This is a genomic window from Sporanaerobacter sp. PP17-6a (assembly GCF_900095615.1).
Classification (GTDB): Bacteria; Bacillota; Clostridia; order Tissierellales; family Acidilutibacteraceae; genus Acidilutibacter; species Acidilutibacter cellobiosedens.
In genome coordinates this window covers 224,145-242,263 of sequence record NZ_FMIF01000002.1, presented here as the reverse complement: position 1 = coordinate 242,263, position 18,119 = coordinate 224,145, and the positions used below count along the sequence as shown (strand labels likewise).

At 33.9% G+C, this 18,119-nt stretch carries 20 protein-coding genes and 1 riboswitch; of the genes, 18 read left to right on the top strand and 2 right to left on the bottom strand.

Features of this window, described 5'->3' with window-relative positions:
• The first annotated feature begins 10 nt into the window (after positions 1-10).
• From def to PP176A_RS02245, 12 genes are all read left to right on the top strand, one after another.
• Positions 11-475, top strand: a complete 465-nt coding sequence (gene def, locus PP176A_RS02300; RefSeq protein ID WP_071138825.1) for a peptide deformylase — start codon at positions 11-13, stop codon at positions 473-475.
• A gap of 16 nt (positions 476-491) precedes the next feature.
• Positions 492-1,424, top strand: a complete 933-nt coding sequence (fmt, locus tag PP176A_RS02295; RefSeq protein ID WP_071138824.1) for a methionyl-tRNA formyltransferase — start codon at positions 492-494, stop codon at positions 1,422-1,424.
• Positions 1,425-1,485: 61 nt separating this feature from the next.
• Entirely contained in the window at positions 1,486-2,187 is a 702-nt protein-coding gene (locus tag PP176A_RS02290) for a zinc metallopeptidase (protein WP_071138823.1), read from the top strand.
• Between the two features lie 102 nt (positions 2,188-2,289).
• On the top strand, positions 2,290-3,633 hold the full coding sequence (gene rsmB / locus PP176A_RS02285) for a 16S rRNA (cytosine(967)-C(5))-methyltransferase RsmB (protein ID WP_071138822.1): 1,344 nt from the start codon (positions 2,290-2,292) through the stop codon (positions 3,631-3,633).
• Positions 3,634-3,688: 55 nt separating this feature from the next.
• The gene (gene rlmN, locus PP176A_RS02280) at positions 3,689-4,735 is read left to right on the top strand and encodes a 23S rRNA (adenine(2503)-C(2))-methyltransferase RlmN (protein WP_083381733.1); all 1,047 of its coding nucleotides are present in this window, start codon (positions 3,689-3,691) and stop codon (positions 4,733-4,735) included.
• Positions 4,736-4,747: 12 nt separating this feature from the next.
• On the top strand, positions 4,748-5,500 hold the full coding sequence (locus PP176A_RS02275; protein ID WP_071138821.1) for a Stp1/IreP family PP2C-type Ser/Thr phosphatase: 753 nt from the start codon (positions 4,748-4,750) through the stop codon (positions 5,498-5,500).
• Positions 5,497-7,425: a Stk1 family PASTA domain-containing Ser/Thr kinase gene (gene pknB / locus PP176A_RS02270; RefSeq protein ID WP_071138820.1), complete on the top strand. Its 1,929-nt coding sequence runs from the start codon at positions 5,497-5,499 to the stop codon at positions 7,423-7,425. The genes PP176A_RS02275 and pknB overlap by 4 nt, the downstream gene beginning before the upstream one ends.
• Positions 7,426-7,461: 36 nt before the next feature.
• Positions 7,462-8,346 carry a ribosome small subunit-dependent GTPase A gene (gene rsgA / locus PP176A_RS02265; RefSeq protein ID WP_071138819.1) on the top strand — a complete coding sequence of 295 codons (885 nt, stop codon included), beginning with the start codon at positions 7,462-7,464 and terminating at the stop codon, positions 8,344-8,346.
• Between the two features lies 1 nt (position 8,347).
• The gene (rpe, locus tag PP176A_RS02260) at positions 8,348-8,995 is read left to right on the top strand and encodes a ribulose-phosphate 3-epimerase (protein WP_071138818.1); all 648 of its coding nucleotides are present in this window, start codon (positions 8,348-8,350) and stop codon (positions 8,993-8,995) included.
• A gap of 50 nt (positions 8,996-9,045) precedes the next feature.
• A riboswitch (TPP riboswitch) is annotated at positions 9,046-9,148 on the top strand.
• A 61-nt stretch (positions 9,149-9,209) separates the two neighbouring features.
• Positions 9,210-9,758, top strand: coding sequence for an energy-coupled thiamine transporter ThiT (gene thiT / locus PP176A_RS02255; RefSeq protein WP_071138817.1), 549 nt, complete (start codon positions 9,210-9,212; stop codon positions 9,756-9,758).
• 15 nt (positions 9,759-9,773) lie between these two features.
• The gene (locus PP176A_RS02250) at positions 9,774-10,409 is read left to right on the top strand and encodes a thiamine diphosphokinase (RefSeq protein WP_071138816.1); all 636 of its coding nucleotides are present in this window, start codon (positions 9,774-9,776) and stop codon (positions 10,407-10,409) included.
• Between the two features lie 90 nt (positions 10,410-10,499).
• Positions 10,500-10,691, top strand: coding sequence for a hypothetical protein (locus tag PP176A_RS02245; protein ID WP_071138815.1), 192 nt, complete (start codon positions 10,500-10,502; stop codon positions 10,689-10,691).
• Between the two features lie 64 nt (positions 10,692-10,755).
• Here PP176A_RS02245 and rpmB read toward each other — a convergent pair whose 3' ends face one another.
• Complete coding sequence (gene rpmB, locus PP176A_RS02240) at positions 10,756-10,947, bottom strand: 50S ribosomal protein L28 (RefSeq protein WP_071138814.1); 192 nt, start codon at positions 10,945-10,947, stop codon at positions 10,756-10,758.
• A gap of 219 nt (positions 10,948-11,166) precedes the next feature.
• Here rpmB and PP176A_RS02235 point away from each other — a divergent pair, with 219 nt between their 5' ends.
• Genes PP176A_RS02235 through PP176A_RS02210 form a run of 6 tightly spaced genes read left to right on the top strand, consistent with a single transcriptional unit; the run spans position 11,167 to position 16,885 of the window.
• Positions 11,167-11,523: an Asp23/Gls24 family envelope stress response protein gene (locus PP176A_RS02235; RefSeq protein WP_071138813.1), complete on the top strand. Its 357-nt coding sequence runs from the start codon at positions 11,167-11,169 to the stop codon at positions 11,521-11,523.
• 18 nt (positions 11,524-11,541) lie between these two features.
• Positions 11,542-13,212 (top strand): DAK2 domain-containing protein, encoded by a 1,671-nt coding sequence (locus PP176A_RS02230; RefSeq protein ID WP_071138812.1) that lies wholly within the window; start codon positions 11,542-11,544, stop codon positions 13,210-13,212.
• A gap of 51 nt (positions 13,213-13,263) precedes the next feature.
• A complete protein-coding gene (gene recG / locus PP176A_RS02225) occupies positions 13,264-15,324 on the top strand; it encodes an ATP-dependent DNA helicase RecG (protein WP_071138811.1) in 2,061 nt (686 codons plus the stop codon).
• Positions 15,325-15,381: 57 nt separating this feature from the next.
• A complete protein-coding gene (gene rsmD / locus PP176A_RS02220; protein ID WP_071138810.1) occupies positions 15,382-15,951 on the top strand; it encodes a 16S rRNA (guanine(966)-N(2))-methyltransferase RsmD in 570 nt (189 codons plus the stop codon).
• Complete coding sequence (gene coaD / locus PP176A_RS02215) at positions 15,951-16,430, top strand: pantetheine-phosphate adenylyltransferase (protein WP_071138809.1); 480 nt, start codon at positions 15,951-15,953, stop codon at positions 16,428-16,430. Before rsmD ends, coaD begins: the two co-directional genes overlap by 1 nt.
• Positions 16,431-16,438: 8 nt before the next feature.
• Complete coding sequence (locus PP176A_RS02210; protein ID WP_071138808.1) at positions 16,439-16,885, top strand: ATPase; 447 nt, start codon at positions 16,439-16,441, stop codon at positions 16,883-16,885.
• On the opposite strand, the gene ylbJ is transcribed toward PP176A_RS02210, so the two are convergent.
• Complete coding sequence (gene ylbJ, locus PP176A_RS02205) at positions 16,878-18,104, bottom strand: sporulation integral membrane protein YlbJ (protein ID WP_071138807.1); 1,227 nt, start codon at positions 18,102-18,104, stop codon at positions 16,878-16,880. The genes PP176A_RS02210 and ylbJ overlap by 8 nt on opposite strands.
• Between the last annotated feature and the right edge of the window lie 15 nt (positions 18,105-18,119).

The following is an 18,119-nucleotide window of genomic DNA, read 5'->3' as shown; positions in this document are numbered from 1 at the left end:
GGAAAATGTTATGGCAATTAGAAAAATTAGATATTCCAAAGATCCGATTTTAAGAAAAAAAGCTAAGGAAATAAATAATGTTACTGATAGAATAAAAATTCTTTTGGACGATATGGCGGAAACTATGTACAGTAAAGAAGGAGTAGGACTTGCAGCACCTCAAGTGGGGGTATTGAGAAGAGCCGTAGTTGTAGATGCGGGGCAAGGTCTTTATAAATTGATAGATCCTCATATAGTTGAGCAGGAAGGTGAATTGATTGATTTTGAAGGCTGCCTGAGTATACCGAGGATAACCGGAAAGGTTAAAAGGCCGGAAAAAGTAAAGGTTGAATATACGGATATAGACGGAAGCAGAAAAGAAGTAGAAGGAGAAGGGCTTTTTGCCAGGGCATTATGCCATGAAATTGATCACTTAGACGGAATACTATTTACCGATCTTATAATCGAAGAAGATAAAGAAAAAAAGGAGAAATGAAATAAGGGGTGAATATATGAAAATCATTTTTATGGGTACACCGAAGTTTGCCACTCCTTCTCTTGAAAAATTATATGAAGAAGGCATTGATATTTCTCTCGTTATAACTCAGAGAGATAAGCCTAAAGGCAGAGGGAAAAAACTTCTGCCCACTCCTGTAAAAGAAAAAGCTTTGGAATTGGAATTAGATGTATATCAGCCGGAAAATGTAAACAGTAAAGAGACAATAGAAATTATCAGAAATATTTCACCTGATTGCATGGTGGTTGCGGCTTATGGACAGATACTGAAGGAAGAATTGCTGAGTATACCGAAATATGGCTGCATAAATATTCATTCTTCTCTTCTTCCAAAATATAGAGGAGCCGCACCGATTAATTGGGCAGTGATAAACGGCGAAAAAGAAACAGGAATTACTATAATGGAGATGGGAAAGGGACTGGATTCGGGAGATATTCTTCTTCAGAAAAGTTTAAATATAGAAGAAGATGATGATTCGGAAACGTTGACTGATAAGCTTTCTTTTTTGGGAAGTGAGTTAATAGCGGAGGTTTTAAACAATATTGAAGTATCAAAGAAGAATAAAAAGCCACAGGGACATTATGATTCTTTTTATTATGCTCCAATGTTAAAAAAAGATTTAGGAAGAATTAATTGGAATCAGCAAAGGATTAATATCAGAAATTTGGTAAGAGGTCTTAAACCTTGGCCTATTGCTTACACTTATTATAAAAATGAACCTATGAAAATTTATAAGGCATCTGCTGATGATACAATGTCGGAGGGAAATAATGGGCAGATTGTAAGAGCTGATAATTCAGGGATATATGTAAAATGTGAAGATGGTGTTATAATAATTGAAGAACTTCAATTTCCAGGCAGAAGAAGAACAAATGTTAGGGAATATTTGAAGGGAAATAAAATGGAAATAGGTGCTCAGCTAAATTAAAGGTTTAAATTATAATGTTTTTGGTATTATATTAAATAGGAAGTTGAAAGGGAGGATTTCTATGTACGGAAATTATGGATACTATGGATATTATGGCTATAATACAGGTATGCTCCTGCTAATTCCGGCTTTAATTTTATCACTGTATGCACAGGCTAAAGTTAGTTCGTCTTTCAATAAATATTTAAAAATACAGAGCAGGTTAGGATACTCGGGAAGAGAAGTAGCAAGGATGATTTTAGACAAAAATGGTTTAAGTAATGTAAGTATTGAAACTACAGGAGGACAATTGACAGATCACTATGACCCCAGAACAAAAGTCGTAAGATTATCCAAACAGGTAGCAGAGGGCAGAAGTATTGCGTCTATAAGTGTTGCTGCCCATGAAACGGGTCATGCTATTCAGCATAGTGAAGGTTATTTCCCGCTTTTACTGAGAAATAATATAGCGCCTATTGCAAGTATAGGTGCAAGATTTGTTTGGATATTAATACTTTTAGGGTTTATAATAAGTCCGTTTTTCTTGGAGGCTGGAATACTTCTTTATGTGGGAATTGTTCTTTTTCAGGTTGTTACCCTTCCTGTAGAATTTAATGCCAGCAAAAGGGCATTATATCAATTGGAAGGTGGATTTGTTGATGAAGAAGAAGTAAAACCTTGCGAAAAAGTATTGAAGGCAGCCGCATTGACATATGTTGCGGCAACTTTGGTGGCTATAAGTCAGTTAATAAGGCTTATAGGTTTATCGGGCAGGAGAAGATAATCGATAATATCAGATAATAAATATATATTATTTGAGTAAGGAAGCCATATAATATAATCCTTACTCTTTTTCTTTATCATATAAATTATTGGAGGGAATGCGGTGGCAAAGAGTGCTAGAGAAATTGCGTTGAATATATTGGTTGATGTAAATGAAAAGGGCGCTTATTCCAATATTGCAATATATAAACATTTACAAAATTCAATGGATAAGAGAGATGAAAATTTAGTAAGGGAAATTGTATATGGAGTATTGGAAAACAGATTATATATTGATTATATAATAGGTAAGGTATCTAAGATCAAATTGAAGAAATTATCTGCCCTTATACTTGAAATATTGCGAACAGGCGTATATCAGATAGTTTTTATGGATAGAATTCCTGATAGTGCAGCAGTAAATGAAAGCGTAAATCTTTCAAGAAAATATTCTCACAAAGGAACTTTAGGGTATGTGAATGGAGTGCTGAGAAATATTTCAAGAAATAAAGAAGAACTGATAAAAATTAATAAAAATAATGTATCGGAATATCTATCCATAAAATATTCTCATCCTAAGTGGATTGTCGATAGATGGCTAAAAGAATACGGAGAAAAATTTACCGAAGAACTGTGCATTGCAAATAATCAAAAACCTAAATTAAATATACGAGTTAATATTTTAAAGACAAGTAGAGAGGATTTGAAAGAAAGACTTATAAGTAAAGGATATGATGTAATAGAAACTAAATATTCCTATTATGGGCTTATCATAGAAAATCCCTATAGAATTACCGAATTGGAGGAATTTAAAAAAGGGTATTTTACTATTCAGGATGAAAGCAGCATGCTTGTTTCTCAGATAATGAATCCTGAAAAGGACAGTTTAGTTGTCGACGTATGCAGCGGGCCGGGAGGCAAAGCTACTCATATGGCGGAAATCATGGACAATAAAGGCAAGATTATATCCCGTGATGTGTATGAACATAAGATTAAGTTAATTGAAGATAATTGTGAAAGATTAGGAATAGATATAATTGAAACTCAAATTCAGGATGCATCTGTGATTGATGAATGTTTAGTTAACAAGGCGGATTATCTTTTGATAGATGCTCCGTGTACAGGGTTCGGTCTTATAAGAAGAAGGCCGGAGATTAAGTGGAATAGGGAAGAGAAAGATATCAATAACTTAACTTCTATTCAAGAAGGTATATTGAATACTTGTTCAAAATATTTAAAAGTGGAAGGAATTTTAATTTACAGTACATGTACGATTATTTCAGAAGAAAATATAAAGATGATAAGAAATTTTTTGAAAGACAATAAAAACTTTAAGCTAATTGGCTTTAAGGAATTGATTAAAGAAGATCAAAATTTATCGGGGACCGAAAATGGTTATATTCAATTATTTTCCAATATTAGCGGTACAGACGGTTTTTTTATTGCCAAGATGAAAAAAATTAATTAATATTATACATATATATGGTATAATATTAACTTGAGATAGGGATAGGAGGATTTTTTTGATTAGAGCAGATTTAAAATCTATGTCGCTGGAAGAGCTTAAAAAGGAATTTCTGAAAATAGGGGAAAAACCCTACAGAGGATTACAATTGTATAATTATATGCATAAAAATATGAATAGTGATATTTTAAATATTAATTCCTTCTCAAAAGAGCTTAGGGACAAGCTGAATATGGATTATTATATCAGTGATTTAAAAATATTGGAAAGATTTGATTCCAAATTAGACGGCACAAAAAAATACTTGTTTCTTTTAGAGGATAATAATATTATTGAAGGTGTAGCAATGAAATATAAATACGGATATTCTGCTTGTATATCCACTCAGGTAGGCTGCAGAATGGGATGTAGTTTTTGTGCCTCCACTAAAGAAGGGATAATAAGGGATATCACACCAGGGGAAATGTTAAGTGAAATTTATAATATTCAAAGAAATTTGGGCATAAGATTGTCCAATATTGTGTTGATGGGCAGTGGGGAACCCTTGGATAATTACTTTAATGTAATGAAGATGCTGAGGATATTGAATGATAAAAATGGGCAAAATTTTAGTTTTAGAAATGTAACCATATCTACCTGCGGCATTGTACATAAAATTTATCAGCTTGCTGATGAAGAGATACCGGTTACTTTATCCGTGTCTCTCCATTTTCCTTTTAATGAATTGAGAAGTAAGATAATGCCTATTAATAATAAATACCCTATAGAAGAAATTATTAAGGCATGTAAATATTATGTAAATAGGACTAATAGAAGAGTTACTTTTGAATATACTTTAATAGAAGGCCTCAATGATGGGAGAGAGTGTTTGGATGAATTAAAAAGAATACTCAATGGTCTTTTATGCCATGTAAATATTATACCGCTAAATCCTATTAAAGAATTTAAGTATAAAAAGCCTGAAATGGATGCAGTAAAGATATTTGTGAAAGAACTAAATAAAAATGGTATACCGGCAACTGTTAGAAGACAAATGGGAGCTGATATAGATGCTGCCTGTGGACAGCTTAGAAGAAGTTATATGAATGAAAAAGGCTTATTATAGCGAGGTGATTTTATGGAAGTAGGAGTATATACCCATAAAGGTAGAATAAGGGAAAATAATCAGGATTCCTACTATTTATCTACGGATAATGAAATTCCATTGTATGTAGTTGCTGATGGAATGGGTGGCCATAAGGCAGGGGAAGTTGCCAGTGCTATGGCGGTTGAGATAGTTGAAGACGTTTTTTTGAAAAGCCAAGATCTGCTTAAAAAAAAGGATGCGAATATACCTGGGCTAATAAAGAAGACGATTGAAGAAGCAAATAGGGAAATATTTCATAAGTCATTGAGCAGTGAAGAATGTAATGGCATGGGGACTACAATAACTTTGGCATATTTTGCATCTGAGAGGCTCTACATTGGTCATATTGGAGATAGTAGAGCGTACATTATAAGAAATAAAGAGATTAGACAGTTGACGGAAGATCATTCTTTAGTAGCGGAAATGGTTAAAAACGGCAGTATAAGTAAGGAAGAGGCCCAAACTCATCCTCAAAAGAACATAATTACGCGAGCATTGGGTACAAGTGAAAATATTCAGATTGACATAATTATAGAAGAATTGATTGATAAAGACATAATACTTCTTTGCACCGATGGACTTACAAATATGATTACTGAGAAGGAAATTATTGAAATTCTTCTTGCTGATGATAATTTACAAAAGTGCTGTGAAAAATTAGTAGGAGAAGCCAATATTAGAGGTGGATACGATAATATTACGGCAATAGCCGTTAGGGCTAAGAGAAACGAGGTGATGAAATGATTGGAAAGTTGTTAGGCGGAAGATATGAAATTATTGAAAAAATCGGCGGCGGGGGTATGGCACTTGTATATAAAGCAAGATGTAGATTGCTTGACAGATATGTAGCAATAAAGGTTTTGAGAGAAGAATTCACTTCAGATGAAGAATTTATTAGAAAATTTAGGAGAGAATCTCAGGCAGCGGCAAAACTATCCCATCCCAATATAGTAAGTATTTATGATGTAGGTGTAGAAGGGGATATTTATTATATCGTCATGGAATATATAAAGGGCAAGACTTTAAAGGAAGTCATCAGAGAAAAAGGAAAACTTTCCTTCGAGGAGATGGTTGACTATTCGATTCAAATAGCAGAAGCTTTAGCCCATGCTCATGCCAATCATATTGTTCACAGAGATATAAAGCCTCATAATATAATGATTACAGAGGACGGAAGGGTTAAGGTAACGGATTTTGGAATAGCACGGGCTGCGACATCTTCTACCGTTACAAATACTAATAATGTTTTAGGCTCAGTTCATTACTTTTCTCCGGAACAGGCAAAAGGCGGATATACGGATGAAAAGTCTGATATCTATTCCCTGGGAATAGTGATGTATGAAATGATTACGGGAAGGGTTCCTTTTGAAGGGGAAAGCCCGATTTCCGTTGCATTAAAACATGTTCAGGAGGAAATAGTACCACCTTCTCATATAGACTCCACCATTAACAAAAATCTTGAAAAGATTATAATGAAATGTGTCAGAAAAGACCAAATGGAAAGATATAAAAGTGCAAATGAACTTCTGGTTGATTTGAAAAGAATTAAAAATAACTGGGATGATGACATGGTTGGAGAAGATGATGTTTCATTAGACTCACCTACCAGAATTATACCTGTTGTGAAGGAGGAGAGTCCTAAAAACATGAAGAAGAAAAAAAAGAGAAACGGAAACAATAGGGTTGTATTTTTTGCAATACTTGCTGCATTTCTTCTTGTGAGTGCCATGGCTTTCGGATTTTGGCAATTTAAAGATAAGTTTCTCTCTACGACCGTGAAAGTCCCGGATGTAAGGGGACTTCAAGAAGATAAGGCTAAGGAAATGATTGAGGCAGAAGGGCTGAAATTTTCGGTTAAAAGCAGGATATTCAATTCGGAATTTGAGGAAGGAGATGTCATTTCTCAAAGTGAGAATCCTGGAGATACTGTCAAGAAAGGATATCCTATAGAGGTTGTGGTCAGCAAGGGAAGTAAACTCGTAAAAGTACCTAATTTTAAGGATGAGGATATAAGCAATGTAGATTCCCTGTTGTCTGAGAACGGTCTTAAAGATGGCGGAGCAGATTATGAATTTGACGAAGAAATACCGGAAAATATAATTATAAGTCAGGACCCGGAAGCATATTCGGAGGTGTCTGAAGGTACAAAGGTACATTTTGTCGTAAGCAAGGGACCGAAAGTTAAAAACGTGATTATGCCGAAACTTGTAGGAAAGACCCTTGAAGAGGCATTACAGATTATAAAGGAAAAGGGCTTAACTAAGGGAGAAGTTGTACCTCAGCCCAGTGATGAAGTAGAAGAAGGCAGGGTTATATGGCAAAGCTACGAGCAGGGAAATGAAATTGAAGAAGGCACCGCGGTTGATTTATATGTAAGCAGTGGAAAAGGCGGAGGATCAGGAGACAATAACGGAGATAATGATGATAAAGACAATGCTGATGATAATAAAGAAATTTCCAGTGATTTGAATATAACAATACCTCAAGATAAGAGTCAAACCGAAGTTAAAGTTCTTAAAATAGACGGAGGAGCAAGTACTGTTTACTATGACAGGATTCACTATCCTTCCGACGGAACCATTGTTATACCTATAAAGGGAACTAAAAATACTAAGTTTGAAGTATACTTTGATAATACTTTGCAGGCAACCAAAACTTTGGTTGATTGATAATTTGTTTTTAATTTTTCATAAGGGAGGGCTATAATGCTGGAGGGTACAATAGTAAAGGGGATAGGCGGCATTTATTATGTAAATACAAAAATAGGAATGTATGAATGCAAGGCCAGAGGAATTTTTAGGAAAAAGAATATTACTCCCATTGTAGGAGATAATGTGTTAATCGATGAAAATCCCTCGGATCATACAGGGTACATGGTAGAAATCAGAGAAAGAAAAACGAAATTTGAAAGGCCTCCAGTAGCTAATATTACCCAAACTGTAATAGTTATGAGTATCAAAAATCCTGATATTAACCTGTGGCTTTTGGACAGATTTTTGATATTAGCCAAATATGAAAAAATAAAAGAGATAATATGTATAACTAAAAGTGATTTATGCGTTAACAAGGAAGAAATTAATTTGATAAAGAGAATTTACAATTCCGCCGGATATGAAGTATTGGGACTCAGCAAATTTTTTGATGAAGGAATGGATAGATTAAGAGAGATTTTAAAGGATAATATAACAGTATTTTCAGGGCCTTCCGGAGTAGGAAAATCTTCACTGCTGAATAAAATACAGCCGGATTTGAGTGTGCAGACGGGAGAAATTAGTCATAAGACTAAAAGAGGGAAACATACTACAAGACATGTGGAATTACTGAAACTTAAGGGCGGAGGCTATGTAGTAGATACTCCGGGTTTCAGTACTTTGAACATTGAATTTATTAAAAATGAATCAGATGTTCAGCAGTACTTTAATGAGATAGCGGAGAATAGTGGCAACTGTAAGTTTTCTGACTGCCTTCACTATAAAGAGGCTGACTGTGAGGTAAAGAGGAAAGTTGAAGATGGAGTCATAAGCAGGGAAAGATATGAAAATTATTTGAGATTTCTTCAAGAGATAAAAAGTAGCAAAAGGAGATATTAAAATGATAAAGATCGCACCATCAATATTATCTGCTGATTTCAGCAATTTAAAAGATGAATTGAAGAAAGTTGAAGAGGGAGGAGCGGATTTTATTCATCTGGACATTATGGATGGAAATTTTGTTCCGAATATTACTTTCGGACCTCCTGTGATTAAAAGAATAAGAAATGTAACAAAATTACCTTTTGATGCTCACCTTATGATAGAAAATCCAGAAAGGTATATAGATGATTTTGTAGATGCAGGGGCAGACATTATTACCGTTCATGAAGAATCTACCCGCCATCTTCACAGGACAATTCAGAGCATTAAGAATAGAGGAATAAGGGCAGGAGTAGCGTTAAATCCCTCAACCCCTTTAAATAATATTGAATATATCATGGAATATATCGACATGGTATTAATAATGACCGTAAATCCAGGATTTGGGGGTCAGTCCTTTATTTCGTCAATGAAGAGGAAAATTTTAGATCTTAAGGATATTATCGATAAGAGAAAATTAAACATTGAAATACAGGTAGACGGAGGAATAAAATTAGATAATGCAAGAGAAATAGCCGATCTGGGAGCAGAAATATTGGTAGTAGGTTCCGGAATATTTGCGGCAGAGGACCCAACAGAGGAAACAAAGAAATTTAAAAATATATAGTGAAATTTTATATGATTCATGTTATAATGAGGGTGCAAAATAAAATATAGTTTTAACACTAGGGGAGTCGTGATGACTGAGAGGGAAGTTAATCTTCCGACCCTTGAACCTGAAATGGATAATACCAGCGGAGGGAAGTGTAGTTGTTTATGATTAAAAACCCATTGCCTTTTCAGGTAATGGGTTTAATTTTTTATTAGGAGGGATTTATAATATGTCGGATTCAAAGAAATGGAGTACTAAAATGATTGCTGAAGGCGGAATAATGATTGCATTGGCTACTCTTTTAAGTTATGTAAAGGTGTATGAAGCTCCTCAGGGAGGTTCCATAACTGCCGGAAGTATGATACCTATCATGATATTTGCAATAAGGTGGGGAGTAGGACCGGGAATAATAGTTGGAGGAATATATGGTGTGCTTCAGTGTATACTTAATCCTCAAGTCTATCATATTGCTCAGTTTTTCTTGGATTATCCTTTGGCTTTCGCTTGTTTGGGTTTTGTAGGAATTTTTAATTTTAAGAGAGAAAAATATACGACAAAGGATTACATTGTACTTATAATAGGTATATTATTATCTGTAGGAGGAAGATTTATATGCCATCTTCTTTCCGGAGTAATATTCTTTGCCGAATATGCAGGAGGGCAAAATCCTTGGATATACTCTGCGGGATACCAGATGAGTTATCTTCTTCCAGAGTTTATTATATCGTCCATAGTAATGTCTATACTGCTGAAACCTTTGAGTAAACTTAGAAAATAAGATTGAGGGGATTTTATGAAGGGGCTTATTATATCAAACGGAGAAATTAAGAATGACAAATTGTTAAGAGATGTGGCAAGAGATTCGGATTATATAATTTGTGCCGACGGCGGAGCTGACTATATAGCCGATACATCTATCAAGCCAGACCTCTTGATAGGAGACTTTGATTCTATAGATAAGGATACATTTAGAAAGCTGGAAAGGGATAAGGTGACAATTAAAAAATTTCCCATAAAAAAGGATTATACGGATACGGAATTAGCCATCAACATTCTTATTGAAAAAGGTGCCGAAGAGATAATTTTTATGGGAGCAACGGGCTCAAGATTAGATCACAGTCTTGCCAATATTCATCTTCTCTATAAATTATATAAAATGAATATTAAAGGAACTATTGTTAATGAAAACAACAAGATATTTATCGGATATGGAGATATTGTTATTGAAAAAGAGGAAAATACCTATGTTTCAATAATCCCCATGTGGGAAAGGGGAAGCATAGTTACATTAAAAGGTTTCCAATATGAAACAGATAGAAAAAAGTTCGAATTTTCTTCATCCTATGGAATAAGCAACAGAATAGTCAAAGACAGAGGAGAAATTAAAATCGAGTCGGGAGAATGTATAATTGTTATATCCAAGGACTGATCTTCTTTATATGGAAAATACAATTTTGTAACTATAATATATATATCTGAATAATATGTAGTAAAGTTTGTGGCAAGAGGTGGTGGTTTTATGAGAGGGGGGAAACCTTGGCATATTAGACCTCCGCATAGATGTAGACGCGGTCCCTTCAGAATAATAGGATTGATTTTGATGATATTGGGAGGAATATTAATTATTAAGGTAATACCGATTAATTTTTGGCTTCTTATATTTGCTTTTGTTATATTCATAACAGGTCTTCTACTATATAAATGCGGATAGACACAAGGGGACGGTTCTTCCGTGCTGTTTAAACAGCACGGAAGAACCGTCCCCTTGTGTTAAATTATAATGCTCTTGTTACATTTCCGGATCTTAAACATCTTGTACAAACGTAAATCCTTTTTGGGGATCCATCAACAATGGCTTTAACTTTTTTTATGTTAGGAGACCAGGTTCTGCTGCTTTTTCTATTTGAAAAGCTAACCTTCTTCCCGAATGTTTTTTCTTTTCCGCATATTTCACAACGTTTTGACACAAGAAACACCTCCTCAAATCTATGCTGAATTTCATTATTTTTCATATGCTTTATTATTACAGCATATAATTATTCAATAGCAACATAATCTATTTTAACATAATAGATATTAAAAATGCAATACGTAGAATTAAATTTAAAAGATAAACAGCAATAGTTGAACTATTTGATATAATAAGGTAAAATGTAATCATATAAATATTTAGGAGGAGGTAGAATATGCCAGCGAAATTTAATGACGAATACGGATATATTTCCATAGATGATGATGTGATAGCAACAGTTGCAGGATTATCCGCAATGGAATGTTACGGAATAGTAGGTATGGCAACCAAGAGTGCTACGGAAGGCTTCTTTGAGTTATTAAAATGGGAAAATCTATCTAAAGGAGTGAAAGTTCACACAAATGAAACACATATAGTTGTTGATTTATTTGTCATACTTCAATATGGAATAAGAATGACGGTAGTTGCCGAAAATATAATTGAAAAAGTTAAATATAATGTTGAAAATCAAACAGGACTGAAGATAGAAAAAATAAATGTGTTTATTCAGGGTGTTAGGGTACAAAAGTAGTAAAGGAGGTACTTGATATTGAATAAGGAATATATAGACGGCCAGGATCTCAAGAAGTTATTCATAGGAGCAGCAAACTATTTAGATCAACATAAAGACGAAGTAAATTCTTTAAATGTTTTCCCGGTACCTGATGGAGACACAGGCACAAATATGTCCTTAACATTGAAATCGGCTGTAAAACAAATATTGAATCTTGAGGAATTAAGCGTAGATAAAGTAGCAGCAGCAGCAAGTAACGGATCTTTAATGGGAGCAAGAGGAAATTCAGGAGTTATACTTTCTCAGCTTTTTAGAGGCCTGTCTAATGGATTGAAAGGGAAGAAAGTGGCTTATATAAAGGATTTTGCGGAAAGCTTCAATATGGCTCAGGAGACCGCATATAAGGCCGTCATGAAGCCAACGGAGGGTACTGTTTTAACGGTAGCAAGAGAATGTGCCGACAAAGCAGCACAGCTAAGTAAAGATGAAAAATATATATCCGAATTTTTATATAAAATAATAGAATACGGTAATGAAGTGCTTAATAAAACTCCTGATATGCTTCCTGTACTTAAACAAGCAGGAGTAGTTGATGCAGGAGGAAAGGGGTTACTAGTAATACTTCAAGGTGCATATAATACTTTGAATACGGACGAGGAAATTGAATTTCATGAGACCAGTACAAGTGCAAAGACTCAGAGTCATAATATGAATTTCCATAAGGATATTGATACCAATGATATAAAGTTCGGGTACTGTACTGAATTTTTAGTAAATAATACGGATAAAAATCCCCAAGTCTTCAGAGAGGAATTAGCTCCCCTTGGAGACTCTCTTCTTGTGGTAGGGGGAGATAATTTTATAAAAGTTCATATTCATACAAATAATCCCGGTATAGTTTTGGAAAAGGCAGTAGAGATTGGAGAATTAAATGATATTAAAATCGATAATATGAGACGTCAACATCGAAGGCTTGTTGTTACCGAGGAAGAAGAAAAGAAAGCAGAAGAGAACGAAAAAGAAGAAGAAAATTTGGAAAATGATGAAATCAGAAAGTACGGAATCATAACTGTATCAATGGGGGATGGAATATCCGAAGTTTTTAAGGGATTGCATGCGGATTATATTATACCTGGTGGACAAACAATGAATCCCAGTACGGAAGATATATTGAATGCTGTTAATAAAATAAAGGCAGAAAATATTATTATATTCCCGAATAATAGCAATATAATTCTTGCAGCGGAACAGGCTAAAGAATTAAGTGACAAAAATATATATGTGTTTCCTACGAAGACTATCCCTCAGGGAATTTCTGCCCTGATATCCTTTAATGAAGAATTAAGTGTTGAAGAAAATATTGAGAATATGAAGGAAGCAATTGGGGAAGTAAAGACAGGGCAAATAACATATGCCGTGAGGGATACGGAGATGAATGGAACAAAGATTAAAAAAGGAGATATCATAGGAATCTCAAATGGAGATATAAAAGCTACAGGTCAAGATGTTCAGGAGGTATCTGAGAGGCTTTTAAACGATATGGTTGATAAAGATACGAGTATTGTAACTATATTCTATGGAAATGACACAGAAAAAGAGCAAGCTGATGAATTGGCTGGAAAAATAGAAAAAGAACATAATGACTGTGATATAGAAGTTATATATGGAGGGCAGCCTTTATATTATTATATTTTTTCGATAGAGTAATTTCTTCTTCCCCTATTTTTATAGGGGAAAATCTGTTTAAGAGGTGAAAAAATGGATAGATTATCAGCGTCTGTCCAATATGTAAAAGGTGTTGGACCCAAAAGAGCAAGCAGACTTAAAAAGTTGGGGATAGTAACGATAGAGGATTTATTGTATTACTTTCCGAGAACATATGAGGATAGAACTAAATATTCCAAAATTAGGGATTGCGCGGATGGAGAAAAAGTCAGTTTAAATGTTGTAATTGCAGGTTCTCCTTCTGTATTGAGACCAAGAAGAAAATTGTCTATTCTTAAAGTACCTGTAAAGGACAGTACAGGTGCTGCATATTTGGTTTGGTTTAATCAGGATTACTTGGCTGATAGTTTCTCTGAAGGAGAGGAAATATCGGTAAATGGAAAAATTAAAAGAAATAATTTCGAAACTCAGATAATATCTCCTGTTTATGAAAAAAGGAACAAGGGAAATAAAGTCGGAAGTATAGTTCCTATATATCCCGTGACTGATAAATTAAGCGTAAACGAAATGAATATAATGATTGCAAATGCATTGAAAGAATACATAGATGAAATAGAAGAAATTTTTCCCGATGACTTATTAAAATCCTTTAATCTGATTTCTATAAAGGATGCAATTAAAAATATTCATTTTCCACAAAATAGAGAAACTTTTATGGCTGCAAGAAGGAGACTGGTATTTGAAGAATTATTTATCCTTCAACTGTGCCTCTTTATAATAAAGAAGAAATTCAGCCTTAAGGATGACGGCATATCCTTTGATAAAGATGTGAATATCAATGAATTTACAGAGAACCTGCCTTTTAAACTTACTAAGGCCCAGGAGAAGGTATTTGAAGAAATCCAAAGGGATATGGAAAGCAAGAGGCAGATGAACAGACTTATACAGGGAGACGTAGGTTCGGGGAAAACTGTTGTTGCTTTGATGGCAATATATAAAGCTGTTAAATCGGGATATCAGGCAACTATGATGGCGCCAACGGAAATATTGGCAAATCAGCATTATGAAAGTGTATGTAAGTTTTTTGACGGCATGGGAATCAAATGTGAGCTTTTAACGGGAAGTTTGAGTGTAAAGGCCAAAAAGAGAATATTGGATGAGTTGCAGTCCGATGACATAGATGTTCTTATAGGAACTCATGCTGTTATTCAGGACAATGTTAAATTTAATAAATTGGGGCTTGTAATAACGGATGAACAGCACAGGTTTGGGGTTAAGCAAAGAAAACTTCTTTCGGAAAAGGGATTGAATCCGGATACTATAGTAATGACAGCAACTCCTATACCAAGAACTTTAGCTTTAATTTTGTACGGGGACTTAGACATATCCATAATAGATGAACTTCCCCCTGGGAGAAAAAAAGTTGAGACTTATGCGGTAGGTGTAAGCTATATAAAAAGGGTGAATGAATTTATAAAAAAACAGGTAAGGGGAGGAAGGCAAGCTTATATAGTATGTCCTTTGATTGAAGAATCGGAAGAGTTGAATTTAAAGTCAGTTGAGGAATTATATGAGAAGTTCAAAAATGAAACATTTAAAGAATTTAGTGTAGGCCTTTTACATGGGAGAATGAAATCGAGCGAAAAAGATGAAATGATGGAAAATTTTAAGAATCATACTATAGATATTTTAGTTTCTACAACTGTAATAGAAGTGGGAGTAAATATTCCGAACGCAAATATAATGGTTATATATAATGCGGAACGCTTTGGGCTGAGCCAGCTTCACCAATTAAGGGGAAGGGTCGGGAGAGGGGAATACCAATCCTATTGTATACTTATAAATGAAAGCGGCAGCAAGATATCAAGAGAAAGAATGAAAATTCTTCAAAGTACCACAAACGGCTTTGTAATATCGGAAAAGGATCTGGAGTTAAGAGGCCCTGGAGAATTTTTGGGACTCAAGCAGCACGGACTTCCCGATTTAAAGATTGCAAATCTATTTACCGATATGGATATTTTAAAGGAAGTTCAACAAAGGGTTATGGAAATATTGGCGAAGGACCCTGAATTAAAAGACGAAAAATATAAGAAGATAAAAGAAAGAATGAAAAAAATGTTTAAAGGAAAAATTGATGAAATCATTTTCAATTAATGGTATTTATGCTAAAATAAAAAAGGTATTTAAAGGAATAAGTAAGGAGTGTTTTCCTTGAGAGTTATATCGGGAAGCAGAAAAGGGCTTAGGCTTAAAACCCCAAAGAACCAAAACATAAGACCGACTCAAGATAGAATAAAAGAATCCCTTTTTAATATATTAGGGATTATTGATGAAAATTCAATAGTATTGGATTTATATGCAGGTACCGGAAATATAGGGATTGAATTTTTGAGCAGAGGGGCAATGAAATGTTATTTTATTGATAATTCTTATGAAGGAATAAATTTAATAAGGGAAAATATAAATATTTCAAACTTTAATGAGAAAAGCTACATATATAAGAAGGATGTCCTGAAAAGTTTGGACTTTTTTAGTAAAAACGGTATTGTTTTTGATTATATTTTTATGGATCCACCTTATAGGCAAAACTTACCGGGCAAAACCTTAGAAATTATTTCAAAAAAAAATGTTTTAAAAGATAATGGAATAGTAGTAGTTGAACATGAAAAAAAATTATCACTTGGAAATAGAATTTTAAATTTAATAAGGACTGACGAAAGAGATTACGGAGATAAAATAATATCATTTTACAGCCTTATAACAGAAGGAGAGATAAAGTAATGGAAGTAATATATCCTGGAAGTTTTGATCCTGTAACAAACGGACATTTAGACATAATAGAACGATGTTCAAAAAAATTTGGAAGAGTAACAGTGGCGGTACTTAATAACAATGCCAAGAATACGCTTTTTACGGTTGAAGAAAGAAAGGACATGCTAAAAGAGGTAGTCCGTAAGTACAATAATGTTGAGGTCGATAGTTTTTCGGGACTTCTCATTGATTATGCAAAAGAGAAGGGCATATTTACTGTGGTCAGAGGATTAAGAGTGATTTCTGATTTTGAATATGAGATGCAGATGTCCCTTATTAATAAAAAATTGTGCAAGGATATAGAGACTATAATGATGGTTTCAGATAGCAGGTATTCATTTTTGAGTTCAAGTGTAGTCAAGGAGATTGCAGAATTTGGAGGAGATATTTCCTGTTTGGTTCCTAAAAATGTGGAAAAGGAATTAGTGAAAAAAATAAAAAGGAGGTAAATTTTCTGATGGAGGTTCTAAATTTAATTGATGAAATGGAAGATATAATAGAAAACAGTTCTCAAATACCTTTTTCCGGAAAGAGCATATTGGATAAGGAAGAGCTATTGGAAATTATTAAAGAAATAAGGCTTAAACTTCCCGATGAAATAAAACAAGCTAATTGGATTAAAGAGGAGAAAAAGAGAATTCTTGCGGAAGCTCAAAAAGAAGCCAATACATTAATGGACGAAGCAAAGATCCATCTTGAAGAATTAGTCGAGAGGGATGAAATAACTAAGGCTGCCAAGGAAAGAGCAGAAGAAATTTTATCCAAAGCCCAATCAAATGCAAAGGATATAAGAATAGGTGCAATGGAATATGCCGATAATCTGTTAAGAGAAACTCAGCAGAATTTAAAGGATCTCATTATAGTTCTTGAGCAAAACAGAAAAGAATTAAGCGGGCCTAAATAGTATTTTTGTGGTAGCCTATAATTGCTGATATTATTGAAAAAATAGTTAAGGATATAATTACAATCAATTCCAACTGTATGGAGGAAAATAAAATCTTTGTCCAATTTGCTGGAGAAAATACTTCCCAAGGGTAATTTTCCACTGAGAATGATGTTATTGCCATATCCTTATATTTTAAATTATATATTATATAGCAAAAGAAGCCGGAAAATATTCCGTGAAGAAATTTTGAAAAGATATACAGCTTTTGATTAATATCGGTAGAGGATATAAAATTTAAAGCTTGACTATGTATAGATAGTCCGCTCCATCCGATTAAGAAGCTTATAGATGTTAATTTTTGAATTAGCGGTATTCCGTTTGATTCGGCTATGGTTCTACAACCTACTGTTATTTCGATAATTCCTGAAGCTATTCCCCTTAATAAATTTGTACTTATATTAAACGGAATGATTTCATGGAATATTTTTAGAATTAAATAAAATAATTTGGACTCATATAGTATTTCTGTCAAAACAGAATAAAATATAACAAATCCTCCAATTAAGAGAATTGAATTTATGCTTTCCTTTGTGCTGTTTGAAAGAATAGTACCAAGGTTTTTTGAATTTTTATTTTTAAACAGCAGAAAGTTTTTAGCCGAAATGAATACATTATGTTTTTGGTCCTTATATTTAAAAGAAATATTATGTTTATAGAATCTGAATATTAGTCCTACGGTTATAGCACCTAAATAGTGAGAAGCAACTATCAAAGGGCCGACTTGGGGGCTGTTTAGCATTCCTATGGAAACGGCCCCTATCATAAATAATGGGCCTGAAGTGCTGGAAAAGGAGATTAGTCTTTGAGATTCGATTTTTGATATAATTTGTTTCTTTCTCATATTGGAAACAATTTTAGTCCCGACGGGATAACCGGAAGTGATACTCATTGTAAAGGGGAAAGCCCCTTTTCCTGAAACATTAAATAAAGGTTTCATTATAGGTCCGAGTATGTCTCCCATAAAATCCACAAATCCTAAGGAGACTAATATTTCAGAAATAATAAAAAAAGGAAATAGGGAAGGGATCAATACGTTGAACCACAAATTAAGTCCTTTCACAGCGCCATTGATTGAAGTTTTCGGAAATAATATTAAATTGTATAATATCCATAATATAAATATAATGAATATGGTATTTGATAAAGATATTTTCTCGCTATTTTTTGTTGCTTTCATTTTGTTCCCTCCGAT